This window comes from Methylorubrum populi, from assembly GCA_036946625.1.
Taxonomy (GTDB): Bacteria; Pseudomonadota; Alphaproteobacteria; order Rhizobiales; family Beijerinckiaceae; genus Methylobacterium; species Methylobacterium populi_C.
In genome coordinates this window covers 1,450,001-1,462,500 of record JAQIIU010000002.1, presented here as the reverse complement: position 1 = coordinate 1,462,500, position 12,500 = coordinate 1,450,001, and the positions used below count along the sequence as shown (strand labels likewise).

Annotated in this window: 13 protein-coding genes (2 of these 13 running past the window's edge); 7 read left to right on the top strand and 6 right to left on the bottom strand. The window is 69.6% G+C overall.

Features of this window, described 5'->3' with window-relative positions; translation table 11 throughout:
* Together PGN25_08835 and PGN25_08830 are read left to right on the top strand one after the other, a co-directional pair.
* Positions 1 to 40, top strand: partial view of a hypothetical protein gene (locus PGN25_08835; GenBank protein MEH3117687.1) — the 3' end only. 440 nt of this gene lie to the left of the window's left edge; only the last 40 of its 480 coding nucleotides appear in the window; the start codon falls outside the window, past its left edge; it ends in the stop codon at positions 38 to 40.
* Positions 41 to 204: 164 nt separating this feature from the next.
* The gene (locus PGN25_08830) at positions 205 to 1,836 is read left to right on the top strand and encodes an AarF/UbiB family protein (GenBank protein ID MEH3117686.1); all 1,632 of its coding nucleotides are present in this window, start codon (positions 205 to 207) and stop codon (positions 1,834 to 1,836) included.
* Between the two features lie 103 nt (positions 1,837 to 1,939).
* On the opposite strand, the gene PGN25_08825 is transcribed toward PGN25_08830, so the two are convergent.
* From PGN25_08825 to PGN25_08815, 3 genes are all read right to left on the bottom strand, one after another.
* Positions 1,940 to 2,803 carry a hypothetical protein gene (locus tag PGN25_08825; GenBank protein MEH3117685.1) on the bottom strand — a complete coding sequence of 288 codons (864 nt, stop codon included), beginning with the start codon at positions 2,801 to 2,803 and terminating at the stop codon, positions 1,940 to 1,942.
* A 216-nt stretch (positions 2,804 to 3,019) separates the two neighbouring features.
* Entirely contained in the window at positions 3,020 to 3,199 is a 180-nt protein-coding gene (locus PGN25_08820) for a hypothetical protein (protein MEH3117684.1), read from the bottom strand.
* Between the two features lie 253 nt (positions 3,200 to 3,452).
* A complete protein-coding gene (locus PGN25_08815; GenBank protein MEH3117683.1) occupies positions 3,453 to 4,310 on the bottom strand; it encodes an SDR family oxidoreductase in 858 nt (285 codons plus the stop codon).
* 183 nt (positions 4,311 to 4,493) lie between these two features.
* Between PGN25_08815 and PGN25_08810 the strand changes: the two genes are divergently transcribed.
* The 3 genes from PGN25_08810 to PGN25_08800 all read left to right on the top strand — a co-directional run bounded on the left by PGN25_08810 (position 4,494) and on the right by PGN25_08800 (position 6,440).
* Positions 4,494 to 5,126 carry an FUSC family protein gene (locus PGN25_08810; protein MEH3117682.1) on the top strand — a complete coding sequence of 211 codons (633 nt, stop codon included), beginning with the start codon at positions 4,494 to 4,496 and terminating at the stop codon, positions 5,124 to 5,126.
* A 93-nt stretch (positions 5,127 to 5,219) separates the two neighbouring features.
* Positions 5,220 to 5,582 carry a hypothetical protein gene (locus PGN25_08805; protein ID MEH3117681.1) on the top strand — a complete coding sequence of 121 codons (363 nt, stop codon included), beginning with the start codon at positions 5,220 to 5,222 and terminating at the stop codon, positions 5,580 to 5,582.
* 477 nt (positions 5,583 to 6,059) lie between these two features.
* Positions 6,060 to 6,440 carry a hypothetical protein gene (locus tag PGN25_08800; protein MEH3117680.1) on the top strand — a complete coding sequence of 127 codons (381 nt, stop codon included), beginning with the start codon at positions 6,060 to 6,062 and terminating at the stop codon, positions 6,438 to 6,440.
* A gap of 95 nt (positions 6,441 to 6,535) precedes the next feature.
* Here PGN25_08800 and PGN25_08795 read toward each other — a convergent pair whose 3' ends face one another.
* The 3 genes from PGN25_08795 to PGN25_08785 all read right to left on the bottom strand — a co-directional run bounded on the left by PGN25_08795 (position 6,536) and on the right by PGN25_08785 (position 10,551).
* Entirely contained in the window at positions 6,536 to 6,898 is a 363-nt protein-coding gene (locus PGN25_08795; GenBank protein ID MEH3117679.1) for an STAS/SEC14 domain-containing protein, read from the bottom strand.
* 87 nt (positions 6,899 to 6,985) lie between these two features.
* The gene (locus PGN25_08790) at positions 6,986 to 9,352 is read right to left on the bottom strand and encodes a primosomal protein N' (protein MEH3117678.1); all 2,367 of its coding nucleotides are present in this window, start codon (positions 9,350 to 9,352) and stop codon (positions 6,986 to 6,988) included.
* A gap of 62 nt (positions 9,353 to 9,414) precedes the next feature.
* On the bottom strand, positions 9,415 to 10,551 hold the full coding sequence (locus tag PGN25_08785; protein MEH3117677.1) for an MFS transporter: 1,137 nt from the start codon (positions 10,549 to 10,551) through the stop codon (positions 9,415 to 9,417).
* 131 nt (positions 10,552 to 10,682) lie between these two features.
* On the opposite strand from PGN25_08785, the gene PGN25_08780 reads away from it, so the two are divergent.
* Together PGN25_08780 and PGN25_08775 are read left to right on the top strand one after the other, a co-directional pair.
* On the top strand, positions 10,683 to 11,348 hold the full coding sequence (locus PGN25_08780) for an alpha/beta fold hydrolase (GenBank protein MEH3117676.1): 666 nt from the start codon (positions 10,683 to 10,685) through the stop codon (positions 11,346 to 11,348).
* 140 nt (positions 11,349 to 11,488) lie between these two features.
* Positions 11,489 to 12,500, top strand: partial view of a complex I NDUFA9 subunit family protein gene (locus tag PGN25_08775; GenBank protein MEH3117675.1) — the 5' portion only. 158 nt of this gene lie beyond the right edge of the window; the window shows 1,012 of its 1,170 coding nt (coding positions 1–1,012); it begins with the start codon at positions 11,489 to 11,491; the stop codon falls past the right edge of the window.

The window sequence follows — 12,500 nt, the reverse complement described above, 5'->3', positions numbered from 1 at the left end:
GGTTCTGATCGACGTTCATGCCGAGGCCACCGCCCCCTGATACGGTCGAGCGGCTGCGGGCGTTGATCGTTCTGACGGGACGGCGTGCGCGGCTGCGAAATCAACGCCGATCCTAAAAAAGCCCCATGCCCGGGCGATGGCGAAATGCCCCGGCGAGGGTCGGTCTTGCCGAGCCCGACGCTTCGCGCGACACGCAAGACCATCATGCTCAAGACAGCCTTCGTCGCCGCGCGCGACCGTCAGCGCCTTTCGGAAATCGCTTCGGTCCTGATCGGCTTCGGGCTGACCAAGATCGTCGACCGGCTCGGGCTGCACAACATCCCGCTGATTCCCCGCCGCACGCCGCGGGTCGACGTCACGCGACTGTCGCAGCCGGAGCGGCTGCGCCGCGCCATCGAGACGCTGGGGCCGACCTTCATCAAGTTCGGCCAGATCCTGGCGAGCCGCCCGGATCTGCTCTCGCCAGTCTGGACCGACGAACTGGAGAAGCTGCACAGCCAAGTGAAGCCGGTGCCATGGGTGCAGATCGGGCCGCAACTCGAGGCCGATCTCGGTGCCCCGCCGGAGGAGGTCTTCGCCGAATTCGATCTCACCCCGATCGCTTCGGCCTCGATCGCCCAGGTGTACCGGGCGCGCCTCCATTCCGGCGAGGAGGTCGTGGTCAAGGTGCTGCGGCCGGGGCTGCGCAAGGTCATCGAGGCGGACCTGCGCCTGATGGCGCACGGCGCCCGCATCGTCGAGGCGGAATGGCCGGAAATGGCCCGCTACCAGCCTCAGGAGCAGATGCGTCATCTCGCCAACGGACTCAACGGCGAACTCGACCTGCTCAACGAAGCCCGTAACTGCGAGATGATCGCCGAGATTTTTTCGGGCCGCGACGACATCGTCATCCCGAAGATTTTCTGGGAGTGGTGCTCCGAGCGCGTGCTCGTGCAGGAGTTCATTCACGGGATCTCGCCGAACGACGCCGCCGCCCTCCGGGCGATCGATGCGGACAAGAAGGCATTGGCGCAGAAAGGGTGCGATGCCTTCCTGCGCATGGCGCTGATCGAGGGCGTGTTCCACGCCGATCCCCACCCCGGCAATCTGCTGGTGATGCCGGGCAACCGGATCGGCTTCATCGATTTCGGCATCGTCGGGCGCCTGTCGCAGAAGCGGCGCCAGCAACTGCTCGTCCTGATCGGCGCCATGCTCAAGCAGGACGTCGACGGGTTGATGGCGACGCTGCTCGACTGGACCGGTACCTCGAACCCGGACCTGACGAAGCTGGAGCAATCCGCCCAGAACTTCGTCCAGACGCACTCGGCGATCCCGCTCAACCTCGGCTTGGTGCTCACCGACTTCATGACCATGGCCCGCGAGAACGATCTCGCGATGCCGACCGATCTGGCGATCCTGTTCAAGGGGCTCGTCACCGCCGACGGCGTGATGCGCCAGCTCGACCCGAACTTCGACCTTTTCGCCGCCGCCGGCCCCACGGTGCGGGCGAGCATGCGCTCGCAGTTTTCCCTGCGCGGGCTGATGCGCAAGGCGGAGTCGCTCGGCACCGGCCTCTACGGTGCGGCCTCGGAGCTGCCGACACTGATCCACCTGATGCTGGTGCGCCTCAAGCAGGGGCGCGTCACCGTCGAGATCGAGCTCAAAGGCATGGACAAGCTCGTGCGCGGCATCGAGCGCGGCGCGGCGCGGGTCGCGGTCGGGCTCGTGGTGGCGGCCTTCGCCACGCAGCTCGCACCGCGGCTGATCGATCTCGGGACGCCGGCCTTCGTCATCATCGGGATGACGGTCGCGATGCTCGGCATCGGCTGGCTGGTCCTGCTGGGCCGCGACCGCTGATCCCGTTCTCCGCTCGATCGCGGCGGACGCCGGATCGGCGGGTTCCCGCGGCATCCGAGCGGGGTCCGGATCCGTCATCCCGACGGGATCGGGTCCGAGGCGTTCAGGGCCGCGCCAGATCGCTCGGCGCAACCCTTCGCCACTGGCCCCGGATCTCTCCGTGCGCCTCCAGCAGGGCCGACAGGGGCACGGCCGCCTGCGGCGGAAACGCGTAGAAGCGGTAGGCGGGGTCGCTCAGCGGCAGCAGGTCGTGGAGCGGGAACGGCTTCGGATCGAAGATCCCGAAGACCGGCAGGATGATCGTCCTGGCATGGGATAGCCACGCGGCAAGCCAGCCGAACGTGCTGACCGGCACGACGATGTTGGCGGCCGAGCGGATCGTCTGGAAGTCGATCAGGGCGTCCTGGTGCGGGATGAAATCCGCCTTCGGGAAGCGGTCCCTCAGAGCGCGGGTGTAGGGATTGTCGCCGAGTTGCCCGATGAAGACGGGGATCAACCCGGTCTCCTCGACGATGTCGGCGTAGAAGTCGACCGGGACGACGGTGTAGCCCGGATGGATGGCGTCGAGGATCTCCGCCCCCCGAACGGGGCAGAGGAGGACGTCGTCTCCGAGGGATCGCGTCTGAATATCGAAGCGCACGAAGAGTTTCCGGCACACATCCTTGGGCGGGAAGTACTCGATCCGCTCGCCGTAGCCCCGCCAGTTGAAGCGGGAGAAGATCCCGGTATCGGCGAGATAGGCGATCCGTTCGAAATCGACGTGCTGCTCGCTCCAGAGGATGCAGGCCTTGTCGGATTCGGATTGCGGGATTTCAGGATGAGAGATATTCCAGTAGGGCAGGTCGAAATTGGAGAGTTGCAGGTAGGGGATTCTGCTCTGGAGACTGCGCGCCACCATGTACTGCATCATCAGGTTGGCGTAGTGTGTCGGAATATCCTTGTGCAGAACGGCCGATCGCAGGTGCAACTTCGAAACTCCTCGATGCCTCGATCGGCAGATTCGATGGCTTTTGCTTGAGCGTGCCTCGTCACGATAGCGGGCGTCGGCGGTTGGCCGCAAGAATCACCGCATTCGCGCAACGGTGATGCGGCCGCCATGGCGGAGAGGAGCGGCCCGCCGCGAGGAGGGGCGGGGCCGCTGCGGTTCGTCAGGGTTGGTCGTCGCTTGTTTCCGGATCGGACCTCAGGCGCGCACGACGGGCTTGGCCTTGAGGGCGGCGGCCAGCGCCTTGAGCTGCCGGTCGAGATCGGCCAGTTCGTTCAGGGCGATGGTCTTGTGGCCCGCCTTGACCGCGCGCTCGATGTCGCTGACCTGCGAGGAGGCCATGCGCTTCAGTTCGGTCGCGAGTTGGTCCCTGGTCATCGGCGCTCCTTTCATCACCAGGCTCGATGGCCCGGTCATAGGGGTTTAGGCTTAACCGGGGGTTTTCTTCGCGCGCCCTCCCGTTCACCGTTCCAGCCCTCGATGCCGCCGGCCGATCCGTCGGCCCAGGGCCGGCGCCGCCTCGGCACCCACCATGGCGAGACCGATTCCGCTCAGGGTCGAGGCGGCGGGGAGTCCTTTGCGCGCGAGCCATCGATGCGGCCGGACGCATCGGTCCACGTTCCGAAAGAATTCAGAGGATCGGCTTGCCGCCGGTCACCGCCACCGTGGCCCCCGAGACGTAGCTCGACTCGTCGGAAGCGAGCATCACGTAGATCGGGGCGAGTTCCCTGGGCTGGCCCGGCCGCTTCATCGGCACCTGCGAGCCGAACTGCTTCACCTTCTCGGCCGGCATGGTCGAGGGGATCAGCGGCGTCCAGATCGGGCCTGGGGCGACGCAGTTCACGCGGATGCCCCGCTCCGCCAGCATCTGCGCGAGGCCGCCGGTATAGTTCTGGATCGCGCCCTTGGTGGTGGCGTAGGCGAGCAGTTGCGGGCTCGGCGCGTCGGCGTTGACCGAGGTGGTGTTGATGATGGCCGAGCCCTCGCCCATGTGCGGGAGCACGGCCTTGGTCAGGTAGAACATCGCGTGGATGTTCACGCGGAACGTCTTCTCCCACTCCTCGTCCGAGATCTCCTCCGGATCGGTGAAGGTCGCCTGATGGGCCGCGTTGTTGACGAGCACGTCGATCCGCCCGAACGCCTCGACCGCCCGCTCGACGATCCGCTTGCAGTGGGCCGCGTCACCGATGTTGCCCGGCACCAGCACGGCCTTGCGACCCGCCTCCTCGATCAGGCGGCGCGTCTCGGCGGCGTCCTCCTCCTCGTCGAGGTAGGAGACCAGCACGTCCGCGCCCTCCCGGGCGAAGGCGAGAGCCACGGCGCGGCCGATGCCGGAATCGGCGCCGGTGATGATGGCCTTCTTGCCTTCCAGGCGGCCGGAACCCTTGTAGCTCGTCTCGCCGTGGTCGGGTTTCGGGTCCATGGCGCGGGTCGAGCCGGGCATTGGCTGCGGCTGATCGGGGAAGGGGGGCTTGGGAAAGGATTCCATGGGCCGTACTCCGGTGCGGTGGGCTGTAAGGGGGTGCCCGGACAACCCGGCCGCGCGGGCGGGGTTCGACGGAAATTTCACCCGGGGCGTCGGTCTTGCGCCGGGTCTGAATGCGTTGATGGGGTCGCCCGGCTGCCGGTCGCTTGCGCGCCGCGGCTTGTGTCGGGAGAGAGGGAAGAGCGGATGCGGGCCGAGCGGGCGCTACGCCGTGCGGAGGAGGAAGCGGGCGCCGAGCGGCAGGAAACCGCCGTCGAGGAGACGCGCCGGGCCGACCGCGACACCAGCCGCATCCGCTGGCTGCGGGATCAGGTCACGCGGCTGCGCAAGCGCCTGCCGCTGCGCCGCCGCTTCTCCGGCGGCCTCGCGCACGGGGTGATGTCGGCGGTCGCGGCCATCGTCGCCTACCTGCCGACGCAGGTGCTCGGTCTGCGCGAGGGATTCTGGGCGGCGATCACCGCGGTCGCCGTCGCGCAGACCGAGTTCGGCGCGACCCGTTCCACCGCCCGCGACCAGTTCACCGGTGCCGCCATCGGCGGGCTCATCGGGCTCGCCGCCTATCTGTCCCTGGGCCCGTCCCTGCCGGTCTACGCGGCCACGGTGGTGCTCGCGATCCTGGCCTGCTGGCTCGTCAACGTCGCGAGCGCCTGCCGGCTGGCCGGGATCACCGCCACGATCATCCTGCTCGTGCCGCATCTCGGGCCGGTGGAAAGGATGGCGGGCTCGCGGGTGCTGGAGGTCGGCTGGGGGGTGTGCGTGGCGATCGGCACGGTCTGGCTCGTCACCCGCCTGAACCGGTGGCTCGGGATCAAGCTGTGATCCACGCTGCCTTCGCGGATGAGCGGCCGCCCGTAAGGCTTGGGCGAAGGAAACCCACTGCGGAGCCTCGCCCATCGGCGGCAGAAAATCGCGATGAACCCGATTCGGGCATCGTTCGACCCGCGGCGTCCATACGCAGCCGTCATCGACGTTCTTGAACCGGGTTGGACGCGCTCACGAAGAAGCCGCGTTCCCGCGCCCGTTTCAGCAGGCCGGGTCGATCTTGCCCGGATGAGACATGCCCGCCTCGAAGGTAAAGTTTTCCCCCGAGGCGAGCACTGCCTCGACGGCCTGCAAAGCCTGCTCCTGAGCACGCCGCGCACGCGCGCCGCGTTGCCTGTTGCGATGCGCAAGGCGAAGTCATCGGCGTCGATGTCGCTGCCAAGGTCGAGGCTTCGGCGCAGGCTCGACGCCCTCGACCGTCACCGGGCGCGGCTCGCCGAACCCTCCGCCTGACGGCCGCCGTAAGCCGGCATCGTCGAGTCGTCGCCGATCCGGGCATGTTCATGACCGGCCGCGCAGCCCGACAGGGATTGGCGCGCCCGCATCGGCATGCCCGAACTGCGAAGGTCGCGCCGTCCATCGTCCAACCGCTGATGTCGCAACCGACATATTGCGCGGCGATGCCGGCGGATGCTGACAAAGGCGCGATCTTGGCCCTACTCTCGTTTTCTTGGCACGCATCTTGAAAAGTTTTAAGGCTGAGCTTGCAACAGTCCGATGCCGAAAGAGCACAGATAGCGGAGCTTCTCCTCTATCGGCGCGTCATTTGTTCCACGAACGGTCGCGATTTGCCGGCAACCCTGCTATCGATTGCCGTCATATTCTCGCCTCTTGTTCGCGTAGAGTGCGGGCATCTCACAGATCGACGGTGCGGGGCGCGGGCGACGGCGCATCCGTGCGCTTGACCCTCGTCGCTGAGCTGGATGGTCCATGCCTAAATTCCCCCTCGCCGCTGCTCTGGCCGCCGCGCTCGTCTCGCCGGCCGTGGCCGGGGATTTCGACGGGACGTGGTCGGTGCAGCTCGTGACCGAAAGCGGGCTCTGCGAGGCTCGGTACACCTACGACCTCGCGGTGCGGGACGGACAGGTTCGTCCGATCACGACCGCATCCTCCGGTGGCACCACGGTGACCGGTCGCGTCGGCCCGGACGGCGGCGTCGGCCTGAACGTCGCGACGGCGGCCGCGAACGGCACCGCCTCGGGCCGGCTCCAGGCCCGCGCCGGGGCCGGGACGTGGCGCGTCTCCGGCGGGCTCTGTACCGGCCGTTGGACCGCCCGCCGCAACACGGTCCGGACCGCGCTCGCCGAGTAGGACGATCCGAGGTCACGAGTGAAGGACGGACCCGGGAAGGTCCGCCTTTTGTCGATCGAACGCGCGTCCGCGATCCGGACGCGCGTTGCTCGCGGTCACGCGCCGGCTTCGAGCCAGGCCCGCGCCTCGCCGAGGCGGGCGCGCTCGAACACCTTGATCTGCACCGGCGAGACGAAACCGAAGGTCTCGGCCACCGCCCGCAGCCAGGTCGCGTCGGTGACGAGCGCCACGTGGCTCACACCCTTCATCATCGAGATGCCGAAGCGCGGGTCCTTGAAGAAGGCCGCCGGCTCCATGCCCTCGAAGCTGCGGATGTCTTCCAAGAGCCTGAGCCGGCCGCCCTTGTCGAGGTCGGCCTTCATCGCGGCCATGACCGTGTTCATCTCCTCGTCCGTGATCTTCCCGTCTACGACGATCTCGGCGATGGCGGAATCGGGCTTCTTCTCGTAGGTCAGCAAGGCGCGGCGCTCCTCGAATGGAGCCGGGGCAGGAGGCTGACCGCAGGAGAGTGCGGGCGACCTCGGGCCGACGGCGAACGGACCCGATCATAAAAAGCTCTGCGGGTCCACGTCGATTGCGACCTTGAGGTTCCCCCTCGGCTTCGGTCCCCTGGCCAGCCAATCCCGCAGATAGCTCTGCACGTCGATGCCGCGCTCGGTCTTCACCAGCAGGCGGAAGCGCCAACGTCCGCGCACCAGGGCGAGCGGCGCCTCCGCCGGTCCGAGCACGCTGACGCCGGGCGGCGGATCGGCGACCCGCGCCAGCGCCTGACCGTGCGCCTCGGCCTTCTCCCGCTCCTCGGCGGAGACGATCAGCGCCGCGAGGCGTCCGAACGGCGGCAGCCCCGCCGCCTCGCGGGCATAGGTCTCTTCTTCGTAGAAGCGGTCGGCATCCCCCGAGAGCAGCGCGGCGATGACCGGATGCTCGGGCTGGTAGGTCTGCACCAGGGCGCGTCCCGGCCGCTCGCCGCGGCCGGCCCGGCCCGTCACCTGCTGCAGAAGCTGGAAGGTGCGCTCGGCCGCCCGCGGATCGCCGGAGGTCAGGCCGATATCGGCGTCGAGCACGCCGACGAGGGTCAGGTGCGGGAAATTGTGGCCCTTGGCCACGAGCTGCGTACCGATGACGATGTCGCACTCGCCCGCCGCCACCGTCTCCAGTTCCTGCCGCAGCCGCTCGGCGCCGCCGGGAAAGTCGCTCGACAGCACGACGATGCGTTGGTCGGGGAACAGCTCGGTCACCTCCTCGGCGATCCGCTCGACGCCGGGACCGCAGGGGGTGAGATGGTCGAAGGCACCGCACTCGGTGCAGGCCTCCGGCTTGCGCTCGGCGTAGCCGCACTGGTGGCAGACCAGCGCCCGGCGGAATCGGTGCTCCACCAGCCAGGTCGAGCAGTTGCGGCACTGGTATCGGTGGCCGCAGGCGCGGCAGAGTGTGAGCGGCGCGTAGCCCCGGCGGTTGAGGAACAGCAGGGCCTGATCGCCCGCCGCCAGCGTGCTCTTGACCGCGTTCACCATCGGCGGTGACAGGAAGCGCCCGCGCTCCGGTTTGTCGAGGCGCATGTCGATGGCGGCGATGTCGGGCAGCGGACGCCCGCCGAAGCGGCCGGGCAGGGCGACGTGGCGGTAACGCCCGGTCGAGGCGTTGACCCGCGACTCGATCGAGGGCGTGGCCGAGGCGAGCACCACCGGGCAGCCCTCGATCTTGCCGCGCACCACCGCCATGTCGCGGGCGTGGTAGTGGACGCCGTCCTCCTGCTTGTAGGCGGTCTCGTGCTCCTCATCGACCACGATCAGGCCGAGATTTCTGAAGGGAAGGAACAGGGCCGAGCGGGCGCCGACCACCACCGAAACCTCGCCCGCGGCGACCCCCGCCCGCAGCCGCTCGCGGCGCCTGCCGCCGATGCCGGAATGCCAGGTGGCCGGCCGCACCCCGAAGCGCCCGGCGAAGCGGTCGAGGAACTGTGCGGTCAGCGCGATCTCCGGCATCAGCACCAGCGCCTGCCGGCCCTGCCGCACGCATTCGGCGACCGCCTCGAAATAAACCTCGGTCTTGCCCGAGCCGGTGACGCCTTCGAGGAGAATCGTACCAGCCCTCGACCCTCCCCCCGACGGATCCCGGGCTTGCCCGGGATCCGCAAGAGCTTGCCGGAGTCGAGCAGATTCGACTTGGGTAGGGGAGGGGGCCTGCGGAGCGGGCGGGTGAGGGGCGGGCTCCGCATCGTCCGGAAGCGGCGCTCCCCTCTCCCGACCCTCGATGACGCGAGGGCCATCCTCCCCCGCAGAGGGGGGAGGGAAAGATGGGGCGGCATTGGCGATCAACGCCCGCGCCGCCTCCGCCTGCGCCTCCGACAACGGCACCCGCGGATGGTCCGGGTCCGGCGGCAGTGCCACGGGTTCGGGCATCAGCGCGATCGTTTCCAGCGCGCCGTCGTCGATCAGCCCGTCGACGACGCCGAGCGACACGCCGGCCTCCTTGGCGAGCGCGCTCTTGCCGCGTACGGCGCCGTCGGCGGCGACCGCCATCACCTTGCCGCGGGCGACCGTCTGCCGGGCGGGCGGCCGGCCGGCGGTGCGCACGCCGATCCGCGGTGCCTCGTTGCGGGCGGTCTCGTCGGGCAGGCGCAGGGCCATGGCCAGCGCCGAGCCCTTCGGTGCCAGGGTGTAGCGGGCGAGCCAGTCGACCAGCTTGCGCAGTGAAGCCGAAAGCGGCGGCGTCTCGACCCGGCCCGTCACCGTCCGCAGGTTTGCGCCCGACGCCCGCTCGTCGAGACCCCAGACCACGCCGATGGTCTCGCGAGGCCCGAGCGGCACCTGCACGATGTCGCCCTCCGCGAGGTCGAGACCGGCCGGCACCGCGTAGCTGTAGGCGGTATCGAGCGCGAGCGGGATCAGGATGTCGGCGACGACGGGCATGGGCTCATGGGGGCTGCCTCTTGAATGTTCCATATATGTTCCAAGAGGACGAAGACAGCGGATTATCGGATGCGCATCAGAGCGCGCGCAACCGGAACGGCCGACAGGCTCACGACCGCCATCATCCAAAAACCCTTCGTGCCGAACCTGCCGTAGAGCGGCCCGGAGGCGAGTGTCATCAGCGCGGAGGCGAGGCCGAGCCCGAACGTGCCGTAGAGCGCCAGCGCCGTCGCCCGGCGACGATCCGGCACGAGCTCCGCGATCAGCCGCAGGCAGGCGAGATGCAGCAGTGCGAAGGTCAGCCCGTGCAGCGCCTGGATCGCGGCGAGGGCGGGCAGCCACGCGGTCTGCGCCTGCACGGACCAGCGCAGCGCGCCCGCGATTCCTGCGAGCGCCAGCGCCCGGGCAGGACCGACGTGCTCGATCAGCCGCGGCCCGAGCCACAGGAACACCGCGACTTCCGCCGCGACCGCCTCCGCCCAGAGCAGCCCGACCGTCCGCGGTCCGATGCCCGCGGCCTGCCAGACGATGACCGCGAAGGTGTCGTGCATGGCGTGCGCACCGATCACCAGCGCGGCGGCGAGCACGAGGCGGCGGAAGTGGGCATCCGCGGCGAGCGCGCCGAAGCCTCCGACCGGATCATCGTCCGGAGCAGTCGCGGAAGCCGCCCGGAGGCGCCGTGTCAGCGCCGCACCCGCCGCGAACAGAACCGCGCAGGCGAAAAGGCCCGCGCCGTGGCCGAAGGCGCCGACGAGATGGCCGGTCAGGATCGTGGTGGCGATGAAGGCGGCCGAGCCGGCGGCGCGGATGCGGCCATAGGCGCACCCGCCGTTCCCGGCCAGCGCCACCGCGTCCGCGAGAGGGGCGAGCGGCGCCGTGGCCGCGGCCTGCGCGAGCGCCGTCGCCAGCAACAGGGGAAAGCCCTGGCCGCCGAGGAAGGCCAGGGTCAGCGCTGCCGAGAGGGCGAACCCCGTGCCGAGAGACCGCCGCACGGTGCCGCGCCGGTCGGCTCGCCGCGCGACGAGCGGCCCGGCGGCGAGGCGCACCAGCATCGCTCCGGCGAGCAGCGTGCCGATCTCGCCAGCCGTAAGGCTCCGCGATTCCAGGAAGGCCGGCAGGAAGGGAGAGAGCGCACCGTACCCGCCGTAGAGGACGGCGTAGAGCAGGGGGAGGCTGGTGTCCGGTTCTCTTCCTTCGATCGCTCGCGGCCACGTCGTACCCCCGACACGCGGCTTCCCCCGGCCGCGAATCGGTACGACGATGCCAGGGATTGGCGGGCGGGTCGAAACGCGCCCGCCGCAACCCGACCCGTGGCCGTACGATCATGAGCGTGACCGAAGGCGTCCTCCTCCTGCACGGCATCGCCCGCCGAGCCGCTTCCCTGCGCCCGCTGGAGCGAAGGCTGGCGGCGGCGGGCTACGCCACGCTCAACCGCGATTATCCGGGCCGCCGCCTGGGGCTCGCGGCCATCGCCGAGAGTCTGGCGCCCGAAGTCGCGGCCTTCGGCGCCGACGTCAAGCGGCTCCACATCGTCACCCACTCCATGGGCGGCCTCGTCGCCCGCGTTCTCCTCACCCGGCACCGGCCGGCCCATCTCGGGCGCGTAGTGATGCTGGGGCCGCCGAACGGCGGCAGCGAGATCGCCGACGCCCTGCATCGGTTCGCCCTCTACCGCCGCTTCTTCGGCCCGGCCGGCACCGAACTCGTCACGGTGTGGAGCCCGGTCCAGGCCGCCCTCTTCGGCCCGGTCGATTACCCTCTCGGCATCATCGCCGGCAGCCGCAGCCTCTATCCGCTCGCCTCGCTGCTTCTCCCGGGGCCGAACGACGGCCGCGTCACCGTCGCGCGCACGCGTCTGGAGGGGATGACCGATCACGTCGCTCTGCCGGTGGCGCACCCGACGATGATGTGGAACAGGCGCGTGATCGGCCTGACCTTGCACTTCCTGCACGCGGGCCGTTTCCACCGCGACGAGGGAGGGCCGGATTTTCCTTGACCGGACCGGCTGCCCTGGACTTCAAACTGGTCTAAGGAGCGTGCTGCCGACGGTCGCACTCCGTGGCTCGTCGGCCGTGCGGGCGTTGTTCTGCCGCCCGTCTCGACGTGTCACCCGAGATAAAGGGGCCTCCATCGGCCATGAGCAGCCTCGACACCGCGCCCGGCGCCGCGACCCGCCCGCAATCGCAGCTCGTGACCGTGTTCGGCGGCTCCGGCTTCCTCGGGCGCCACGTGGTGCGGTCGCTGGCCAAGCGCGGCTACCGCATCCGCGTCGCCGTGCGCCGGCCCGACCTCGCCCTGTTCCTGCAGCCGCTCGGCAAGGTCGGCCAGATCGTCGCCGTGCAGGCCAACCTTCGCTACCCGGACTCGATCCGACGCGCCGTCGAGCATTCCGACATCGTCATCAACCTCGTCGGCATCCTGCAGGAAACGGGCAGTCAGCGTTTCTCGAAGCTTCAGACGGAAGGCGCCGGCGAGATCGCCCGGGCGGCGGCCGCGGTGGGCGCCACGCTGGTCCACGTCTCGGCGCTCGGCGCCGACGCGGACTCGCCCTCGCTCTACGCCCGCTCGAAGGCGCTCGGCGAGGCGGAGGTGCTGCGGGCCTGTCCCGACGCGGTGATCTTCCGCCCCTCGCTCATGTTCGGCCCCGGCGACGGCTTCTTCAACCGCTTCGCCTCGCTCGCGACCTTCCTGCCGGCCCTGCCGCTCGCCGGCGCGCAGACCCGCTTCCAGCCCGTCTTCGTCGGAGACGTCGCCGAAGCGGTGGCCCGCGCGGTCGACGGTCTCGTCCCCGGCGGTCGCGTCTATGAGCTCGGCGGGCCGGAGGTGAATACGCTCGAATACTTCGTGCGCTACATGCTGGAGGTGACGATGCGCCGCCGCGCGGTGCTCGACCTGCCGGAGCCGGCGGCGCGTCTCCAGGCGCGCCTGCTCGAGCTGATCGACACGTTGACCCTCGGGCTCCTGCCGGCCAACCTCAAGCTGACGCGCGATCAGGTCACCCTGCTCCAGACCGACAACGTGGTTTCGCAGGCGGCCAGAGCGGAGGGGCGGACCATCGAGGCGCTCGGCATCGCCCCGACCACGGTCGAAGCGGTCGTGCCGGGCTATCTCTGGACCTACCGCAAGGCGGGCCAGTTCGCGCAGGGGC

Coding starts and splice junctions, on each gene's coding strand:
- PGN25_08810 (MEH3117682.1), top strand. CDS start 4,494: ATGCGGGCCGAGCGGGCGCTACGCCGTGCGGAGGAGGAAGCGGGCGCC.
- PGN25_08815 (MEH3117683.1), bottom strand. CDS start 4,310: ATGGAATCCTTTCCCAAGCCCCCCTTCCCCGATCAGCCGCAGCCAATG.
- PGN25_08805 (MEH3117681.1), top strand. CDS start 5,220: ATGAACCCGATTCGGGCATCGTTCGACCCGCGGCGTCCATACGCAGCC.
- PGN25_08800 (MEH3117680.1), top strand. CDS start 6,060: ATGCCTAAATTCCCCCTCGCCGCTGCTCTGGCCGCCGCGCTCGTCTCG.
- PGN25_08790 (MEH3117678.1), bottom strand. CDS start 9,352: ATGCCCGTCGTCGCCGACATCCTGATCCCGCTCGCGCTCGATACCGCC.
- PGN25_08830 (MEH3117686.1), top strand. CDS start 205: ATGCTCAAGACAGCCTTCGTCGCCGCGCGCGACCGTCAGCGCCTTTCG.
- PGN25_08820 (MEH3117684.1), bottom strand. CDS start 3,199: ATGACCAGGGACCAACTCGCGACCGAACTGAAGCGCATGGCCTCCTCG.